This is a genomic window from Chryseobacterium sp. PET-29 (genome assembly GCF_025736815.1).
GTDB lineage: Bacteria > Bacteroidota > Bacteroidia > Flavobacteriales > Weeksellaceae > Chryseobacterium > Chryseobacterium nepalense.
Genome location: NZ_CP107053.1, coordinates 2,072,476 through 2,091,016 on the forward strand (window position 1 = coordinate 2,072,476; position 18,541 = coordinate 2,091,016).

Below are 18,541 nucleotides of genomic sequence, written 5' to 3' on the forward strand. Positions count from 1 at the left end.
ATGGAAAACAAGACAGAGCTGAAAGAAAATATGGTTTTACCAAAACAGCTACAAGATTATTTTTCAAATAAATTTACCGCTGATAATGCAGGAATTCAAAATTCATCAGATAAAACATTTTGGGAAGAATATATTGAACATTCTACCGGCAATATTCCGTTTCACGTGCTTCGTGCGTTTTATCCCCAGCTGAATTTTCCTATTGAAGAAGGAACAGACAAAAAGCAGATGTACCGCGATGCTGTTCTGAAAGGATCATTCATCCCTTCAGATCAAGCCTTACAGCTGCAAAAAGAAAGTGAGATTACGCTGAAACTCCATCAAAGTATGGCTTATCATATCCCAGTGCTTACAGTTCCTGACGAAACTGATTTTGAAACGCTTATCCAATGCTTAATTCATAAAAATAATCCCGTGAAAATTCCGAAATCAATGGGTGCAAGCCTGATCAGCGGAATAAATAACTGGAAGAAGATCAATAATTTAAAACAGAAATGGAGTGAAAACAATTCATCTCTTTCCTGGAATGACGAATTTTTAAAAAATATTGTACCCAACACGCATTTATATAAAGACAGAATTATTCTGCTGAGCATGAAACCTTACAGCAATGTAAACGCAGCAACACTAGACCTGAACAGTGAAAAATGGAAGGAGATCTCATTAAAAATACGGTTAGAGCATGAATGCGTTCATTTATACACATTAAAAAAGTTCGGTTCTGCTTCCAATAATCTTCATGATGAGCTGATTGCAGATTATATAGGAATTGTTGCCGCTTCAGGAACTTATCAGAAACATTGGATGCTCACTTTTATGGGGCTGGAAGAATATCCGAAATACAGATCCGGCGCACGGCTCGAAAATTATCTTGCCGGAATGAATCTTTCTGAAGCTGAATTTGCACAGGTAACAAAAATCATCAGAAATGCTATTGAAAATATTTCAGTTTTCAGTAATCAGCTTAAAGAAATGAAAACTGATGAAGACAAAAGATCAAGGATTGAAGCGCTCTGCAAAACAGATCTTCTGCAAATTTCATCACCAGCTGGAGCCGGGTTGCTACTTGACAGCTATCAAAAAATTTCGGCGCGCTGATTCTCAGCGCGCCGAAGATATATAAAATGGTTATTAGTGTATAATTAATTCTGTATTGTTGTGAGATAAAATTCCGGAAAAGTCTTTACATTCTTTCCGATTGCAATCTCAAAAGCAATATGCGTACTCACGGCACCGGCCAGCCAGGAAGCAACAGCAAGCTGAGGCGGGGGAAAACTTCCGTTTTCTTCTTTGTATTTTTTTATAATATCATCAATCCATACCTGGCGATTTCCCCAGAAAGCTAAATAGCCGGTTGCATATTCTACAACATTCAGCTCATTAAATCTTTCATCTTCTTTTGATAAATAACGTAATCCCGGTAATCCGGAAATCACAAAAACAAGAGTACCCCATCCCAGATTATAAGGATGCAATACCGGAATGCCCTGCTTTTGGCAGGCTTCATCAAAAATAAGAGGAACGTCTGAAGTAAAATCCAAAGCATTAACGGCAATCTTGTGTCCCGGAATGAATTCCTGAACATTTTCAGGCGTCAGGAAACAATGGTGGACTTTAATCGCTGCATTGCTGTTGATAGACAGCAGTCTTTCCTTCAGAGCATTCACCTTCGGTACGGAAATATCTTTTTCGGTGTAATTCTGGCGGTTTAGATTAGACAATTCAACAACGTCGCCGTCGATAATGGTAAGGTTTTCAAATCCGAATCTCAGGAGACATTCTGCAATGATACTACCAATTCCGGCTCCCCCTAATAAAATCGGGAAATTTTTTATATACCGCTGTTCTTCTTCAGTGATATATAATCTGTTTCTGGTGTATCTTTCTTCCATGACGATCATGATTTAGACAAATGTAAAGAACAGGAACTGAAACTCCGCTACCTGAAAGTGTAGAATTATAGTGACGGCAGAATAATATTTAACTTAAAAAGGAAAAAGTCCGTTGCAGTAACGGACTTTTCATATACAACTATTTTTAATATTGTTTCAACTTTAGATGCAGTTCATATTCAGCTCCTCATTATTTTGAGTTCATGAAACATTCACCCCGAAAATATGCCCTATCAGTGCTGTAACTCCCATTGCAACAGTACCCCAGAAACATATCCTCATGACAGCGATGCCAGTTTTTGAACCGCCGGTTTTCGCGGAAATGGCTCCGAGAATCATCAGAAAAACAATTGAAAATCCATATTGGAAGTATACCATTTCTTTAATAGGTGCTGTAAGAGAAACAATAAAAGGAAGCAGTGCTCCAAGAGCAAAGGAACCAAACGAAGCAATAGCCGCCTGTAAAGGCTTTGCCTGGGTAATCTCATTGATGCCCAGCTCATCATGGGCGTGGGCTGCCAATGCGTCATGCTCCGTAAGTTCGGTAGCCACACGTAAAGCTGTTTCTTTACTTACTCCCCGTTTTTCATAGATTTTGGCAAGTTCCTGCAATTCTATTTCCGGCATTTCTTCAAGCTCGCGTTTTTCACGCAAAAGATCTGCTTTTTCGGTATCTTCCTGAGAGCTTACGGAAACATATTCTCCGGCAGCCATGGACATGGCACCGGCAATCATTCCTGCGAGGGCGGCAAGAATAATGGTATTTCTCTCAGGTGATGCTGCAGCAACGCCAATAACAATACTCGTAGTGGAAAGCAATCCGTCATTGGCTCCCAACACCGCTGCACGAAGCCACCCTACCCTGTTTACATAATGTTTTTCTAAAAGATGATGCATAATTAAAAGTTTAAAACCATTCCTGCCCCAAAATTTTTACCATCCGCAACCGGATAAATCACGGTAAAACTTTTAGAATCTTTTTTATTAAATAGTGTATTAATTCTCGGAAAAAGCCAATAGGCAAGCTCCGTGCTTAAAATCCCAAATCCTGCACCGGCTACCACATCTCCTACCCAGTGTTTGTCATTAAGCGTTCTGTAAACACCTGTAAAAATGGCAATAGGATACCCCGAAAGAGACAACCAGAAATTTTCATCTTTATATTCCCTGAAAAGAAAATGAGCTGATGAAAAAGCAGTTGTTGTATGCCCGGAAGGAAAAGAAAGGTGGTTGGATCCATCCGGCCGTTCTTCTTTTACCAAATGCTTCAGAGGAAGAACAAATGCAGCCGAGATAACCTGTGAAGTCCCGTAGATAATTGTCCGTTCTTTGAAATTATGCTTTCCTTTAATTCCTGCAAGATTATATCCATATACCATTACTGCAGGAAGATACTGCGTATAATTATCCAGTTTAATGTGTTTCGGCTGATGTTCTCCGATTTCATATTTCGTAGATCGGTTGAGGTTTTTCAATGCATCCGAAGTAAGGCTAATCGTTCCGTATCCGATAAAAACAGCCGGAACGATTAGCTTTTTATAATTGGGCTGATAAACTTTGTCCTGATATTCAAAATACTCAACGGACATGGAAGAATCTGCTTTGATCTGTCCATTCACAGAAAAAGAAAAGATCAAAGCAGTGAAAATTGTGATAAATGGTTTCATAGGTTATTATCTGAACCTTAAATTTAAGGAAATAATATCAGATTTCATCCCTACAGATTTTGTATAATGTCCATATCTTATTTCCAGCATATTCAGGCGTTCCACTCCAAATAACCCATTCTTCGGACTTATTCGGATTCCGGCCCCGTAAAAGTGGCTGTCGAATTTTGACAAATCATAATTACTGGTATAAAAATCATCAAAAGCCGTATGCTGCTGATAGGGCGCGAAATATTTTGTTGCCGTCTGCGAATAATATCTGTAGAAAGGACTTACCGAAATAAATGGTGAAATTTTCACCGGCGTTTCCAGGCTGAAGGTATTGGATTTCAGTCCCCAGTCATCAGTATAATACCGGTAATAGGCCCTCAGAATCACCTTATCTCCCAGAAAATAGTTGGCTCTCAATCCTATTGGAATTTTAAACCTTTTATCCGGTAAAGCTTCCTGATGTACAGAATTATCATTAAAATATACCCTGTGAAACGGCAGGCTTAAATATCCTGTTTGCTGAACAGCATCTCCCAAAACCTCGATCTGGAAATTCTGATTGATAATTTGGGAATAGGCCAGAGATAAAGCATAGGTATTTCTTCCGCTCGTACCGTAGCCTTCACTGGTTCTTAATTCGATAGGTGCAATAAGCTTAACCTGATCCAGAAAGGCCTGGAATTTTGCCGTAAACTCTCCCATCCGGTTTGCCGTTTTCTGCGAAAAGCCGATGTTTGCACCGTAAGACTGATAATCAAACTCAAAAGATGTGGAGACTCCCGCCATTAAGGTTGTTCCTTTGGATTCATTTTCACGGCTCCAGCTTAAAGCAGGATAAATTCTGTTGTCTGCATGGGAGGCCGACGAGTTGGCCTTAAGATCAATCATATCCGAAGATGCGGAAGTATAATGATCAATCCCCACACTAAAACCGAATTTATTTTTTCGGTCTTTCTTATCGTATTTTACCATTGTTACATCTATGGTATTGGAAATATCGGTTAACTTTTCAGTGCCAATTCCTCCTGTAACGGCAGAATTATTTCCGTCCTGTTTATAGTAGCTTGAAACTAAATTTGCTTCATCAAACGTCAGCTTTTTTGGGTGTTCATTATTTGTATTTTCCTGTGCTTTTGCATTAAAAATTCCGAAAAGAGCAATAACACTTATGATTAATTTTTTCATTTTAGATCACTTTAATTTTATATGTACTCTTTTTAATTACACCCGCAGCCACCGCCAACTTTCCCTGCATTGGCTCCGGAAGAGCCTTCTCTGTAAGACTGGAAGCTAAGCTCGGTCTTTTCGATCGGCCTGTTTCCGAGAATCATTTCAGAATCATTGAGCTTATTTTTTTCGTACTCCTTGACGGTAGTACAGGATTGCACTGAGGCCACGGTGATCAATAGGCAAATGGCCGCTATTATTTTTATGAAATTTTTCATTTGTTCTGAATTGTTTTTAGAAAGTTATTCTGAATTAGAAGAGAATTTTTTGTTTCACCCGTCTGTTCAGAATGATAATGGTTTCATTTTAAATTAATGTTTTGTGATGAATATATTTTGTCCTGGTCATCAATAATAATACATTCCAGATGATTAATCTGATTGACCATATTGATTGCCGCAGTGATTCCCATAATGCTTACAGGCGTCGCCATGGCATCTGCAATTTCTGCATTAGGACAAAAAACGGTTACACTTTTTACTCCTGAAACAGGCATCCCTGTTTTGGGATTGATCGTATGCGAGTATCTTCTTCCGTTGATGATAACGAATTTTTCGTAATTCCCGGACGTTGCTATGGCCATATCGGTAATATTCATGTAGGAAAACGGCTGTCCGGCATTGTCTGGATCTGCAATTCCTATCGTCCAGGGTTTTCCGTCTGCCTGATTTCCCCATGCAGTAAGATCCCCGGAAGCATTGACGATTCCTGAGGTTGCCCCTCTTTTTTGTAAAAGCCTCTTTGCCATTTCGGCAGCATATCCTTTCCCGATTCCCCCGAAACCGATGCGCATTCCTTTTTCTTTGAGAAAGACCGTCTGGTTACTTCGATCAAGAATAATATTCCGGTAATTCACGAGCTTCAGATGATCTTTAATAAGTTCAGGATCTGGAAGTGCATTCATTGTACGGTCAAAATTCCAGAAGCTTTTATCAATTCCGCCATAAGAAATATCAAAATATCCGTCTGTAATGGCACTGATACGCATACTTCTTTCAATCAGATCAAAAATTTCTAGGTCAACCTGTACAGGTTGTATTCCTGCATTTTTGTTGATAAGGTTGGTCTGGCTTTCTTCACTGAAAGTGGTGAGAAGTTTTTCGATCCTGCGTATTTCTTCAATGGCTGCATCAATATGCTCCTGTGCTTTTTTATCATCATTTCCCACAACGGTAATTTCAAAAGCGTTCCCCATGAGTTTCTGAGGTCTTTTGAATTCTCTTAGCATACGTGTTAATTATTTTGGTTTTCTTTGACTGAGCGGATTTCGTTACTGAAAGCCAAAGCATTTTCAGAAGGAAGTCCTTCCCAGGTTTTCAGTACCTTTCCTTCCTGGTTCAATAGCAGCGTATACGGAAAAAGCCCTTTTGGATTATATTGATCGGCAAGTGCTGCATTTTCCTTCTTCAGGTCCGCAGAAAGCTGGTTTTTTTTATTTCTCGGAAAGTCTGCATTAATGTAAAGAATAACGTTATCCGCTTGCAGCTTTTTAAAGTCTTCGGTTTCAATGATATTTTTATGCAGTTTGATACACGGAATGCACCAGTCTGAGCCCGAAAAGTTAAGTAAAATAAGTTCTTTATTTTCTGCTGCCGTTTTTTTTGCGGTTTCCAGCCTGTTCTGTGCGTGAAAACCAATGGAGAATACAACCATTACAATGGCTGACAATAATGTTTTCATTATGTATATTTTATAATGATTTATAATTAACGATATAATAATTTGATTTGCTTTAAATCAATTTTAAATTACCAGGGAAAAGCGCGGAGGTTCCCAGATGGAACCTGCAAATCCTTTGAAACGGAAGTCCTCATCCTTTGACGGGATTTTATTGGATGTTATCTGTTGTACATGTGAATTTTTGGATTCAAAGCTAAACCCCGGATTCATTACGGTAAAAACCAAAGCCAAGGGTGCGGAATGGATGATAAAGGGAAGTTTCTGATCTTTTCCGTCATCTCCGTCATTAACAGGATGGTTGTAATGGGTTTTAAGGAAAGCGATGAGCGGCATCTCCGGATTGAGCTTTTTATGCTCACAGTAATGCTCTATGAGATTCGGGATTTTCAAAAGCTGATACAATTCGGTTGTAGAAACCAAATATAACGAGAGGAACAATATGGAAATCAACTTTTTCACCATTCAAATTTATAAAATGTTTCGTTTAGAATTACTTTAAATTAACATTTTAATATTTTTTTAAAGTCACGTTTGGACGGCTATTCTTATATCAGATTTCCGGAAAGATTAAAATCCCACAGATCGTTTGAACATGCGGGATTCAGCGTTTTCGGCATTCATGATATTTCCTTTTTTTCGGAATGAGAACAGGGCATTGAAAATGTACTGAGAAAGGTAATGGTTGTTCGGTTTCCGCTTTCGTCAACTTTTATTACAAGCGATTTGCAGCAGGGTGATGCATTGAAATGGTTTTTGTATTGCGTTCCGCATTTGAAGCATTCCGTGATTACGGTTTCATTTTTTTCCATGATTATTGTGTTTGTTATAATTATTCCGGATGAATTTATAATTTTTGACTGTTAAACCTTGGTTGATTATTTTCTGTCTGAAATTTATTGATGAGGGATACTTTGTAAAGTGCATCGATAACCTTTTCATCGCTGAGCTTTTTCTTTCTCACTTTTCGGATGTATGCCGGGTCTTTCGGTTCCTTTTTAAGAATGATGTTCACTGAAGTGGTATAGCGTGGCGGCAGCCATTGTTCGATAAAATCGAGCTTTTTGCCGGTTTTATCCTGATGAGAGGGTTTCATCAATGTGTTCATAGAAACGATAAATTTTGTTTAACCTTTTTTTGTAATTTTGTGTCTGTCTGATAAGACATTTGAAGAACAAATATACAATTATATATTAAAAACAACAAATTATTGAATTTGAACAATGGTTTATTGTTTTCAATCTGATAAGAAACACTTAATATGAAAATTTACGAAAAGATCCGTGAGTATAGCAAGAGCAAAGGCGAAACCATGAAGGAAATTGCAAACGCATATGGCGTAACCCCTCAATCTATTCAGCTCTATTTTTCGGGAAAAAACGCGATGCCTCTTAATTTTCTTGTTTGGTATATCGAAGAACATCCGGATCTGGATCTCTATGCTCTTTTTAATAAAAATCAGCAGAGTATTGTTTCTGAACCTAAGCCTCCCTATCATAAAAAATCGAAAAAACAGGACGTGATTGACAGAATTGTAGAAATTCTGGAAAAAGAATTATAAACAATATTTGGGCAGTAAGACTCTATGATCAATATTCCTATAAATTTCCAATTTAATTAAATAAAAGATTTTTAATTTTATTCCTACCTGATTTAATTAGATAATTTTACTCAATTATTATTCTATGAATGTTAAATTTTAGCAAAATTAAAGACATTTATAGCAGTATTTATTTTTAATGAACTACCTTTATCGGTGATATAGAAAACATGCAATTTTATGATTTATTATTGTCTTTTTTGCATTTCTATTATTTTAATGATCAGGATTCCACAAATATATCATAAGATTTGTAATCAGGATTTTTGTTATTCAGGCGAATAATTTTCGCAGGTATACTAAAGGCTTCACCATTCTGAAGTTTTATGGACACTGGCTGAATAATAATTCAGCTATTTATGTATTAAGGATTAGAATCTTTTTGGATATGACAAGCAAAATCATAGGTGTAGGAAACTACATCCCCTCAGAAACTATCAGTAACTTATTTTTCGGCGAACATGTATTCCTGAATGAGGAAGGAAACTTACTGAAAGACAGTAATGAATCTATTACAAAAAAATTACAGAAAATAACAGGTATCGAAGAAAGAAGATATGCCGGCAGTACGCAGGTTGCTTCAGATCTTGGTCTTATTGCCGCACAGTCTGCGATTGAAGATTCCGGGATTGATCCGGAGACTCTGGATTATATTATTTTTGCCCACAATTTTGGAGATGTACGCTTCGGCACTATTCAGTCTGATACCGTTCCGAGCCTTGCTTCAAGGGTAAAGCACACTTTACGAATCAAAAATAATTTCTGCGTAGCTTATGACGTCCTTTTCGGCTGCCCGGGATGGATTGAAGGAGTAATCCAGGCGCATGCTTTTATTCGCTCCGGAATAGCTAAAAGATGTCTTGTAATAGGTGCTGAAACGCTTTCTAGGGTAGTAGACATTCATGACAGGGACAGTATGATCTATGCAGACGGAGCCGGAGCTGTTATTCTGGAAGCCAACGAAGCGGATGATTCGGGAATTAAATCGCATCTCTCAGCTTCTTATACCTTGAATGAAAAAGATTTCCTGTACTTCGGAAAATCTTATAACAATGAAAGCTGTCCGGATACCAAATATATTAAAATGGATGGAAGGAAAATTTACGAATTTGCACTCTCCAACGTTCCCACGGCCATGCAGAAATGCCTGGATGACAGCGGATATACGATCAATGACCTGAGCAAAATCATCATTCATCAGGCTAATGAAAAAATGGACGAAGCGATTGTGGAAAGATTTTATCAGCTTTACGGCATGAATGTTCCTTCGGGAATTATGCCAATGGTAATCAGCAAACTAGGGAACAGCAGTGTAGCGACAATTCCTTCCCTTCTTACCATGATCCTTAAAGATGAACTGGAATCACATACCATACAAAAGGATGATATTATTCTTTTTGCATCCGTAGGAGCAGGAATGAATATCAATGCATTGGTTTACAAATTTTAGTGATCTACCCTATTCAATTGTATAATGTACAAATATTTTTGATAATCAACAATTTAATTAACAGTACTATGGAAATTTTTTGTATATTTGCAGAACAAAACAGGTTTCTGCCTTTGCTATTCTGTAGAGCATAGATAATATTTTCTTTCAGTTTACTTTTTCAGCCATTTGTTTTTAATAAGGTCACAGCACAAGGCTTTGGCTTAACAATAATTTAATACCATTTACAATGCAAGAAGGCACAGTAAAATTTTTCAATGAAGCAAAAGGCTTCGGATTTATCACTCCAGCAGACGGCAGCAAAGACGTTTTCGTACATTCTTCCGGATTAATCTCAAGATCTATCCAGGAAAATGACAGAGTAGTTTTTGAAGTTCAGCAAGGCCAAAAAGGCTTAAACGCAGTGAACGTAAAATTGGCGTAATGCCGAATGTCAAGGTATTGACAGTTGAGACAAAAGATATTCACGGAGCTTTCTCAGTTAGCCAAATCTAGTTAATATCCAATTTATCTATTTTCTCATTCTGAATATATCACCTGAAAAGACATTATTGAATTGATTTAATCTTATTTTATATATGTCATAAACCTTCCACAATGTGGGAGGTTTTTTTATGTATTTTCATTAATGATTGATAAATAGTTTTCCTGTTTTTAGCAATTTATTTATCTTCGTTTCTTCAACCTTAATATTTTAATTTTGTCTCAAGAACCAGTAAATAAGCCAGTCAGCTCCTCCCATAAACTAATTCCTATGACGGATTTCGTTATAGAATATTACTCCCATGAAGGTTATGCAGATCTGCAGACCTTAAAACTGATGAATAATTATGCTAACTTCCTGAAAAAAACTTTGACACTCGGTATGTTTGTGCCGGTAGACAACAAAGGAAACATTCTGAAAGAGCCTAAAAATTATTCTTCCTGGAAATCTCTTGAGCATAACAAAAAAGCAGGCAAAGCAGACAGCCCTGTTTTCGAGGAATATAAAATATACCGCAATGCAGAACAAAAATGCTTGTTTGAAGGATTCTCCATTGCTTACAACGGATATTCCGTAGTGCGGATCACCGCGATTTACAATCCTATGATTGAGCTTTCATTTAATAAAAACGATAAAACCTTTCAGAACTTCAGCGATGTAGAATCATTAACCTCTTTTGATGAAATATTTTTAAACGCCAATGCTTTAAAGAAACTGGGGCTTCGTTCGTAAAGTTGCAATTATACGGCAACCTGATCAGCTTTTCACTGCTTTTCCATAAACTTCAAGTGCTCTTTTCCTGGCAAAAGTATGTTCTACCATTTCTTCAGTATTAATTTCATTTTCATTAAGCCACGTTCTGATATATTTTTGATCTTTGTCGAATTTTTTAGTCTGTTCCGAAGGATTAAAAACCCTGAAATAAGGTGCCGCATCGCAACCACAGCCTGCTGCCCACTGCCAGTTTCCATTGTTGGAGGAGAGCTCATAATCCAAAAGTTTTTCTGCAAAATATGCTTCTCCCCACCTCCAGTCAATTAACAGATGTTTGGTAAGGAAACTTGCAACCACCATTCTTACCCTGTTGTGCATGAATCCTGTTTCATTCAATTGACGCATTCCTGCATCTACAATAGGATATCCTGTTTGTCCCGTGCACCAGAGATGAAATTCTTTTTCATTGTTTCGCCATTGTATATTTTCATATTTCTGCTTGAAAGGTTGGTGAACGACTTTCGGGAAGTGATAAAGAATCTGCATAAAAAACTCTCTCCAGATCAGCTCATTCAGCCAGGTCTCATTATGTTCTAAGGCGAACTGAACACATTTGCGTACGGAAATTGTTCCGAAACGGAGGGCTACACCAAGATGTGTCGTATGATCCATTCCGGGAAAATCCCTGTATTTATCATAATCATCAATGATTGATTTTTTTAATGCAGGATCCGTCATTTTCAAATCTGTCTTCTGGAATCCGATATCCTTAAGCTCAGGAAATTGGGAAGGTTTGTACGACAGAAAATTAGAAAAATTAATTGTGAAATTTTCGATTTTATGTTTCTTCAAAAGTTCTTTCCATTTTTTTGAATAAGGCGTGTAAACCGTATATGGTGTCCCATCATTTTTCATGACCTCATCTTTTTCGAAAATGACCTGATCCTTATAACTTTTAAAATTGATCTGATGATCTTTCAGAAAATATTCGATTTCCTGATCGCGACTGATAGCCTGAGGTTCATAATCCGTATTGCAGAAAACCGTATCAACATCATAGTTTTTGATTAATTTTTTGAAAGCATCCAGAGGTTTTTCATAAAATACTGTGATTCCGCTGTTGTGTTTTTTAAGTTCACCATGAATCTCTTTCAGAGTCTGATGAAAATAATCCACTCTCTTATCCGACTTGTTTTCCAGCCTATTGAGAATTTCCTTGTCGAAAATAAAAACAGGGAGCACTTTTTCTTTCTGTTGTAAAGCATAATAAAGACCGCAATTATCCTGCAGCCTGAGGTCTCTCCGGAACCAGAAGACGTTTATTTTATTCTTTTTTTCAGACATAGATCAGTTATTGATTGAAATATTTCTCCAGAACTTTAAAGCGGTAATCAAAAATATGTTCAAGCTTATTTTTAACAAAAAGTTTATGCGCAATTTCTCCGAGAAAACCAAACGGAAGCTCATAATCAACCCTGTCTTTCATTAAAACACCCTGCTCATTTTCGATAAATTCATGATGATGATTCCAGAGTTTGTAAGGTCCTTTTTTCTGAAAATCGGTAAAACTTTTCCTGAAATTTACCTGCGTAATTTCTGTTTTCCATTTCATTTTAATTCCAAAAAGTGGCGAAACGAAATAATCAATGATCATTCCTTCATATATTTCATTTGTCTCAAACTTTGTACGGACAATGAAGTTCATATCTTCAGGAGTAATTTTCGAAAGATTTCCGGGTGAAGAAAAAAACTCCCACGCTGTTTTCAGATCACAATGTAGCTGCTGCTCGCGGAATAGTGTATGTTTCATCTTTTTCTCAATCAAATACAATTAAAGTACCACAACATTAAAATTTGTAATAAAAAAGTAAAATAAATTACTAATATTGCAAATTTAATATATTTTTTTTAATTCAGTAAAATTAAGTGTCTGTAAAGGAATAAACAATAGAAACAGATAATTCTTAATACTAACTTTTAATATTATAATAATAATCTTTGCGCCTTAGGTTAATAAAAAGTTTAATCAGGTTATCAATTATAAATCCACATCAGAACAGGAGTTTCTGATTGCTGCAAAATCGGATCGATTTTTTTCATGGCATTATTTGATATGGTAGGACAGCCCCATCCTTCGGGAGAACCTGTAGGAAAAGTTTCTTTATCACTCATCAGTTCCCAGGAATGAAATACAATGACTCTTTTCAGAGCATTGCTGTTGGTATTTTCCAGACCGTGCATCAAATATTTCACATTAATTCCCCAGTTACTGTACCCTCTTCCCTCAAGTTTGTATTTACCTAAAGAAGAAAGATGACTTCCGTCTTCATTACTGAATTGCGGCTTATCCTTTGACTCATCACTGCTCCAGCGATTATTTTCACACCCATGCCCTACAAGATATGCTGCAGAAACAGAATCTTTTTTAAAATCCCAGATGAAAAACCGCTTTAGCCCGGAATGAATGCTCATATCAATCAAAATACAGATATCAGTATTCAGTTTCTTCTTTTTACAGAATTGTAGTGCTTCAAGGGCTTTATGCCTCATCTCTTTGAGATCAGATTTATCCGCAACGATATTATTTTGCATTAGAGAAGTTCCGGAATTGTTTTGCTGTTGTTCTTTCTGACAGGAAAGGAATGCATACAAAAATATAATGTTAAGATAAAGGAGCTTTCTCATTTTTTATAATGCAGAAATATTCCGTAATCAGTAGGCGTCCATAATGCAGCTTTTTGCCCTGCAGCTTTCAGTGCATTATTTGCCCAGGTATTACAGGTATCCAGAAAGCTGTATCTCCCTTTGGCATCATAGAATGCATCGTTATCTCCGTACACTGCATTGGTAGGAATAAGGATATTATTTCCATTTGAATCTTTATCAAATTTATCATCAACAAATTTCACCAGCTGTCTGTACTGATTTTTGCTGATCATAATCATTTTACAATCGTCGCCTTCTTTCATTTCGCGGTAATAGGTACAGTGCATAGCGGATTCACTGAGCCAGAAGGCAGCTTTAAAAGCGGTGGAAAACTTAAGGTCGGCCCAGGTAGGTGTATCCAGGTAAAAACCTTTATCACCCCAGCCAATACCTACATATTTAAAATCTGATTTTTTTGATTTTGTGTTGGTGAAAGGAATTTCCCCACTCCAGTCGTGAAGATCATTTTTTACGGGCATTACAATATCTGTATGTACACCGTTCGTATAAATATAAATGGGAATTTCTTTTTTCTCTCCGTCATCCTTAGCCGAAATTTCGATAAATGGCAGGAAATATCCGAGCGCGACATAAAGAGCAACAATGCCCACGATAATTCCTAATGTTTTAAGAATGATAAACAACATTTTTTTCACAGTCAAGCTAATAAATATAGTTAATAAAATTTAATAATAATTTTCACAAAAGTATTGGATATAAATAAATTTTTCCCTAAATTTAAGTACAAAATCTTCACAAATATGCAGAAAAACGCTAAATCCAACAAAAGATTTAAAATAAGAGTAAAAGTAGCTCCAAAAAGAGTACAAAAAAAACGTTGATTTTCGTTGGGATAAATAATCTCCGGAAGTCAATTTTTTTTACGGAAATTTTCTTATTTGTCTGTAAAGCCCGCCTCTTTAAATTTTGAATTTAAAGAATGGCCATTTAACCATTTTACTTTGGAAATTAAAAAATTCCAGACAGGAAATTGTCTCTCTAAAAATCTCCAGGTTTATTATTCTTTTCCAGAAATTCAATATTCCGTTTTAATCCGGCAAACTTTGTTCTCTTAACAGGAGATTTCCTGAAGATTTCCGAAAAAAGCTCCTGCGTAAGTTCTTTCCATTCACCTTTTTTAAAATTTTTCAATGCATCATTCGGGGCAAATTTTTTCTGCTTCGTAGGCGCTGAAAATCGATTCCAGGGGCAAACATCCTGGCATACATCACAACCAAACATCCAATTATCCATTTTATCTTTAAAATAATCGGGAATTTCATTTTTCAGCTCAATTGTAGCGTAAGAAATACATTTGCTCCCGTCAATCAGCTTATCGGAAACGATGGCATTTGTGGGACATGCATCAATACATTTCCTGCAGGTTCCGCAATGATCTGTAGTGGGATGGTCCGGAATTAATTCCAGATCGCAAATAATTTCTGCAAGGAAATAAAATGAACCGTTCTGTTTCGTGATCAGGTTGGCATTTTTTCCAACCCAGCCTATTCCTGACTTTCTGGCCCAGCTTCTTTCCAGAACCGGCGCCGAATCTACAAATACCCGAAAAGCAAATTCCCCGATCTCCTCTTGCAGCCCGGAAACCATTTCTCTGAGAATATCTTTGATGACTTCATGATAATCTTCGGCATATGCATATTTTGAGATTTTAAAATTGTCCAGTGTCTGAATTTTCTCTTCGGGAAAGTAGTTATAAGAAAGAGAAATTACCGATTTTGAGCCTTCTACCAATAGCCTCGGATCTAGTCTTTTATCGAAATGATTTTCCATGTACTTCATTTCGCCATGAAAATTGCTCTTCAGCCATTCTTCAAGAGGCTTTGCATCTTCTTCCAGAAAATCAGCTTTAGAAATACCACAACTCTGGAAGCCAAAACTTTTTGCCCTGGCTTTTATCAACTGTGAATATTTTTCAGCGTTTGAATTCATAATTTTACCTTGCAAAACTAAGATTATTTTATAAATTTGCCGCTCTAAAAATTTCTTACAACAATTAAATTATAACCATGAAGAAAGTTATTTGGTTAACCGCTATAACTGCAGCAGGATTATTACATGCACAAATCAAATTTGAAAAAGGCTATTTCGTAAATAATTCAGGACAAAGAACTGAAGCTTTAATAAAAAACCTGGACTGGAAAAACAATCCTACGGAGTTTGAATTCAAAACAGACGAATCTTCATCAGAAATAAAAAAAGAAACCATTAAAAATATCCAGGAATTCGGGATTGATAATGAACAAAGATATATAAGAAAAGCCGTTATGATAGACGGTTCTTCCAAACAATTAAACAATCTTTCTAATGAAAGAAAACCAGAATTCACAGAAGAGACCGTGTTCCTGAAATATGTTGTTGAAGGAAAAGCAGATCTTTTATATTATGAAAACGGTAATCTCGAAAAATTCTTCATTTCCACCAATGACTCTGATGTAAAACAACTTATTTACAAGCCTTATTATATTAATGCTTCAGCAGTAGCTTATAATGAAGATTATAAAAAACAGATTCTGGACAACCTTAATTGTGGGGTGGATCTTACAGATGTTAATAACCTGAAGTATAAATCCAGTGATCTTGTTAAAGTTTTCCTGAAATATAACGAATGTTCAAACAGCACCGTAATCAATTATAATCAGAATTATGAAAAACGAGATCTGTTTAACCTTACCATAAGACCCGGAATTAATCTTTCATCCTTTGAAATCTCAAACAGTTCATTTGCAACAAGTGAATCTAATAAATTTGATAATAAAATAGCATTCAGAATCGGTTTAGAAGCCGAATTAATTCTTCCATTCAACAAAAATAAATGGGCAGTTTTCGCGGAACCGACCTATCAATATTACAAAGCGGAAAAGGATTTTGTAGTTTACCAGGGCCAGGCATCTGAAAACATACGAACCAGAAGTATTGATTACAAATCGATCGAAATTCCTATTGGAATCAGATATTATTTATTTTTGAATGATAAATCAAAAATCTTTATTAATGCAGCTTACAATGTTGATTTTGAAATGAATTCAAACATTTATTATGATTTCCAGTCTCTTAAAATAGCTTCTGCAAGCAATTTTGCTTTCGGTGCAGGATATAAATATAATGACAAATTCGTTGTGGAATTCCGCACTTCCACAAAGAGAGACCTTTTGCAAAATAACACCGTTCTGAATACAGGATACAGGACTTCATCCATTATATTAGGATATACGCTATTCTAGAAAAACCATTAGATCATAGATTTTCAGTAGAAATTTGCGTATTTTCGTAATGAGTTTAATCTAAAAAACAAATTATGTCTCTATCAGAAGTTTTAAAATCAGGAAATTATGCATTAATCGACGTTCGTGAGCCCATGGAGCTTGAAATGGACGGAAGTATTGAGGGCGCTAAAAATATTCCTTTGGGGGAAGTGGAAGACAGACAAGAAGAAATCCTGTCTATAGAGAAGCCCGTAATTATTTTCTGCAGAAGCGGAAATAGAAGCGGAAAGGCTTTAGAATATCTTAACACACAAGGCCTGAAGGAAGGCTATAACGGCGGAGGCTGGGCAGAGCTGAAGCAGGCTATCGATGCAAATCAGGGAACTTTTTAAAGTTCCTTTTTTTTATTTAAAATGTTTTACAATGCAACTAAGAGAAAGATTTCTGCAAAACAGTCTTTTATACACTCAGGATCTCCATCTTATTGAAGGTTTTTGGACTGAAATTGAAAAAAGATATACCGAAAAAGGCAGACATTATCACAATTTTAACCATCTGGAAAATATGTTCTCTGAATTGGACAAAGTGAAAGATGACATTGAAAATTATCATATCATCTCATTTTCTGTTTTTTACCATGATGTAATTTATGATGCTTCTTCAAAATCAAATGAAGAAAAAAGTGCGCGGTTTTCAGAAAAGCACCTCCAGCAAATTGGCGCAGAAGCAGGATTTATTGAAAAAATTTCACAACAGATTATGGCTACCAAGTTTCATCAGAAATCGGGCGATAATGATACGGATTATCTAGTGGATGCTGACCTTTCGGTTCTTGGGCAAGAGCCTGAAAATTATAAAGACTATACTCAAAAAATAAGAAAGGAATATTCTGTTTATCCCGATTTTCTTTATAGTCCGGGAAGAAAAAAAGTGCTGCGGCATTTCCTGGAATCGGAAAGTATTTTTAAAACAGAGTATTTTAAAGCGAAATATGAACGGCAAGCCAGAAAAAACATTTTGTCAGAAATTGACGGACTTTAGTTTTGCTTTTGTTTACTACTACGTCTCACTTTTCTGAGAAAATTGATCCACCCTTCCAAAGAAGGGGAATGCAATGTTGCTAAAATATTAATTGAGTTAAATAATTGAACTTATAAACTCCGCCGATTTTTTCAAAACCATTTCAGGAACTTCTTTGTGCGGAGTATGGCCAACACCCGGAATAATCAGTTTCTCAGAAGTTCCGCTCACTCCGGAAAGTGTTTTCTGCACCTGCTCTAATGTTCCATATTCATCATTTTCACCCTGAATAAAAAACAAAGGAGCATATATATCTTTAAGTAAATATTCTATATTCCAGTCTTGGAATCTGTCACTCAGCCAGATTTCTGTCCAGGCTTTAACCATTATTTCTACATGATTACCATGGTATTTCCGAAGACGATCCGAAAGATTGGTTGTCTTATAAGCATGTAAGGCATTAGCAACACCTTTTACCGTTACATCTTCCACAAAGATATGCCCCGCTTCACAAATGACCGCTGTTATCTTTTCCGGGTACTTTGCGGCTGTTATAAGTGCGATAGTCCCTCCATCACTGTGACCGAAAAGAATGGCTTCCCTTATATTTAATACCTTCAGCAAATCATTCAGGACATCTGCTTCGGTTTCCATGTAATTATTTTCCCTTTCATAAGTTGGCATCGGGAAAGATTGACCATATCCAAGACGATCATATATTAAAATACTGCATTCCGTTTCAGCCGCCAGTTTCTCAGGAAAATCCCTCCAAAGCTCCACTGATCCTAAAGAATCATGCAAAAAAACAATGGTGGGTTTATTTTCATATGAATTATTATATTCTGCATACAATTTTTTACCGTTTACATCAATAATCCTTTTCTCCATT

At 36.4% G+C, this 18,541-nt stretch carries 23 protein-coding genes; 8 read left to right on the forward strand and 15 right to left on the reverse strand.

Features of this window, described 5'->3' with window-relative positions; translation table 11 throughout:
- A complete protein-coding gene (locus ODE14_RS09065) occupies positions 1-1,098 on the forward strand; it encodes a DUF7005 family protein (protein WP_263601205.1) in 1,098 nt (365 codons plus the stop codon).
- A 44-nt stretch (positions 1,099-1,142) separates the two neighbouring features.
- Here the strand turns inward: ODE14_RS09065 and ODE14_RS09070 are convergent, their stop codons facing one another.
- The 9 genes from ODE14_RS09070 to ODE14_RS09110 form a co-directional block, all read right to left on the reverse strand.
- Positions 1,143-1,892 (reverse strand): ThiF family adenylyltransferase, encoded by a 750-nt coding sequence (locus ODE14_RS09070; RefSeq protein ID WP_248391792.1) that lies wholly within the window; start codon positions 1,890-1,892, stop codon positions 1,143-1,145.
- A 201-nt stretch (positions 1,893-2,093) separates the two neighbouring features.
- Positions 2,094-2,789 (reverse strand): VIT family protein, encoded by a 696-nt coding sequence (locus tag ODE14_RS09075; RefSeq protein WP_263601206.1) that lies wholly within the window; start codon positions 2,787-2,789, stop codon positions 2,094-2,096.
- A 2-nt stretch (positions 2,790-2,791) separates the two neighbouring features.
- The gene (locus ODE14_RS09080) at positions 2,792-3,559 is read right to left on the reverse strand and encodes a phosphatase PAP2 family protein (protein WP_263601207.1); all 768 of its coding nucleotides are present in this window, start codon (positions 3,557-3,559) and stop codon (positions 2,792-2,794) included.
- A 6-nt stretch (positions 3,560-3,565) separates the two neighbouring features.
- Positions 3,566-4,735, reverse strand: a complete 1,170-nt coding sequence (locus ODE14_RS09085) for a DUF3570 domain-containing protein (protein ID WP_263601208.1) — start codon at positions 4,733-4,735, stop codon at positions 3,566-3,568.
- Positions 4,736-4,767: 32 nt separating this feature from the next.
- Entirely contained in the window at positions 4,768-4,995 is a 228-nt protein-coding gene (locus tag ODE14_RS09090; protein ID WP_248391784.1) for a DUF4266 domain-containing protein, read from the reverse strand.
- 83 nt (positions 4,996-5,078) lie between these two features.
- Positions 5,079-6,005 carry an FAD:protein FMN transferase gene (locus tag ODE14_RS09095; RefSeq protein ID WP_263601209.1) on the reverse strand — a complete coding sequence of 309 codons (927 nt, stop codon included), beginning with the start codon at positions 6,003-6,005 and terminating at the stop codon, positions 5,079-5,081.
- Between the two features lie 5 nt (positions 6,006-6,010).
- The gene (locus ODE14_RS09100; protein ID WP_263601210.1) at positions 6,011-6,457 is read right to left on the reverse strand and encodes a thioredoxin family protein; all 447 of its coding nucleotides are present in this window, start codon (positions 6,455-6,457) and stop codon (positions 6,011-6,013) included.
- A gap of 63 nt (positions 6,458-6,520) precedes the next feature.
- A complete protein-coding gene (locus ODE14_RS09105; RefSeq protein ID WP_263601211.1) occupies positions 6,521-6,919 on the reverse strand; it encodes a hypothetical protein in 399 nt (132 codons plus the stop codon).
- Between the two features lie 382 nt (positions 6,920-7,301).
- Positions 7,302-7,562, reverse strand: a complete 261-nt coding sequence (locus ODE14_RS09110; RefSeq protein ID WP_263601212.1) for a hypothetical protein — start codon at positions 7,560-7,562, stop codon at positions 7,302-7,304.
- Between the two features lie 153 nt (positions 7,563-7,715).
- Here ODE14_RS09110 and ODE14_RS09115 point away from each other — a divergent pair, with 153 nt between their 5' ends.
- The 4 genes from ODE14_RS09115 to ODE14_RS09130 all read left to right on the forward strand — a co-directional run bounded on the left by ODE14_RS09115 (position 7,716) and on the right by ODE14_RS09130 (position 10,720).
- Positions 7,716-8,015 carry a helix-turn-helix transcriptional regulator gene (locus tag ODE14_RS09115; protein ID WP_248391772.1) on the forward strand — a complete coding sequence of 100 codons (300 nt, stop codon included), beginning with the start codon at positions 7,716-7,718 and terminating at the stop codon, positions 8,013-8,015.
- A 427-nt stretch (positions 8,016-8,442) separates the two neighbouring features.
- Positions 8,443-9,504 carry a 3-oxoacyl-ACP synthase III family protein gene (locus ODE14_RS09120; protein ID WP_263601213.1) on the forward strand — a complete coding sequence of 354 codons (1,062 nt, stop codon included), beginning with the start codon at positions 8,443-8,445 and terminating at the stop codon, positions 9,502-9,504.
- A gap of 229 nt (positions 9,505-9,733) precedes the next feature.
- A complete protein-coding gene (locus ODE14_RS09125) occupies positions 9,734-9,928 on the forward strand; it encodes a cold-shock protein (RefSeq protein WP_066440788.1) in 195 nt (64 codons plus the stop codon).
- Between the two features lie 330 nt (positions 9,929-10,258).
- The gene (locus ODE14_RS09130; RefSeq protein WP_263601215.1) at positions 10,259-10,720 is read left to right on the forward strand and encodes a hypothetical protein; all 462 of its coding nucleotides are present in this window, start codon (positions 10,259-10,261) and stop codon (positions 10,718-10,720) included.
- 24 nt (positions 10,721-10,744) lie between these two features.
- Here ODE14_RS09130 and ODE14_RS09135 read toward each other — a convergent pair whose 3' ends face one another.
- The 5 genes from ODE14_RS09135 to queG all read right to left on the reverse strand — a co-directional run bounded on the left by ODE14_RS09135 (position 10,745) and on the right by queG (position 15,358).
- Positions 10,745-12,046, reverse strand: a complete 1,302-nt coding sequence (locus ODE14_RS09135; protein WP_263601216.1) for a cryptochrome/photolyase family protein — start codon at positions 12,044-12,046, stop codon at positions 10,745-10,747.
- A 7-nt stretch (positions 12,047-12,053) separates the two neighbouring features.
- Complete coding sequence (locus tag ODE14_RS09140; RefSeq protein WP_263601217.1) at positions 12,054-12,512, reverse strand: SRPBCC family protein; 459 nt, start codon at positions 12,510-12,512, stop codon at positions 12,054-12,056.
- 224 nt (positions 12,513-12,736) lie between these two features.
- Complete coding sequence (locus tag ODE14_RS09145) at positions 12,737-13,387, reverse strand: murein L,D-transpeptidase catalytic domain family protein (protein ID WP_263601218.1); 651 nt, start codon at positions 13,385-13,387, stop codon at positions 12,737-12,739.
- Positions 13,384-14,064: a TIGR02117 family protein gene (locus tag ODE14_RS09150; protein ID WP_263601219.1), complete on the reverse strand. Its 681-nt coding sequence runs from the start codon at positions 14,062-14,064 to the stop codon at positions 13,384-13,386. The genes ODE14_RS09145 and ODE14_RS09150 overlap by 4 nt, the downstream gene beginning before the upstream one ends.
- A 343-nt stretch (positions 14,065-14,407) precedes the next feature.
- Positions 14,408-15,358 (reverse strand): tRNA epoxyqueuosine(34) reductase QueG, encoded by a 951-nt coding sequence (gene queG / locus ODE14_RS09155; RefSeq protein WP_263601220.1) that lies wholly within the window; start codon positions 15,356-15,358, stop codon positions 14,408-14,410.
- A 77-nt stretch (positions 15,359-15,435) separates the two neighbouring features.
- Here queG and ODE14_RS09160 point away from each other — a divergent pair, with 77 nt between their 5' ends.
- The 3 genes from ODE14_RS09160 to ODE14_RS09170 all read left to right on the forward strand — a co-directional run bounded on the left by ODE14_RS09160 (position 15,436) and on the right by ODE14_RS09170 (position 17,673).
- Positions 15,436-16,650: an outer membrane beta-barrel protein gene (locus ODE14_RS09160; protein WP_263601221.1), complete on the forward strand. Its 1,215-nt coding sequence runs from the start codon at positions 15,436-15,438 to the stop codon at positions 16,648-16,650.
- Positions 16,651-16,724: 74 nt separating this feature from the next.
- A complete protein-coding gene (locus tag ODE14_RS09165; protein ID WP_248391756.1) occupies positions 16,725-17,024 on the forward strand; it encodes a rhodanese-like domain-containing protein in 300 nt (99 codons plus the stop codon).
- A gap of 31 nt (positions 17,025-17,055) precedes the next feature.
- Complete coding sequence (locus tag ODE14_RS09170) at positions 17,056-17,673, forward strand: hypothetical protein (RefSeq protein WP_263601222.1); 618 nt, start codon at positions 17,056-17,058, stop codon at positions 17,671-17,673.
- A gap of 96 nt (positions 17,674-17,769) precedes the next feature.
- Here ODE14_RS09170 and ODE14_RS09175 read toward each other — a convergent pair whose 3' ends face one another.
- Positions 17,770-18,540, reverse strand: coding sequence for an alpha/beta fold hydrolase (locus ODE14_RS09175; RefSeq protein ID WP_263601223.1), 771 nt, complete (start codon positions 18,538-18,540; stop codon positions 17,770-17,772).
- Position 18,541: the final 1 nt, after the last annotated feature.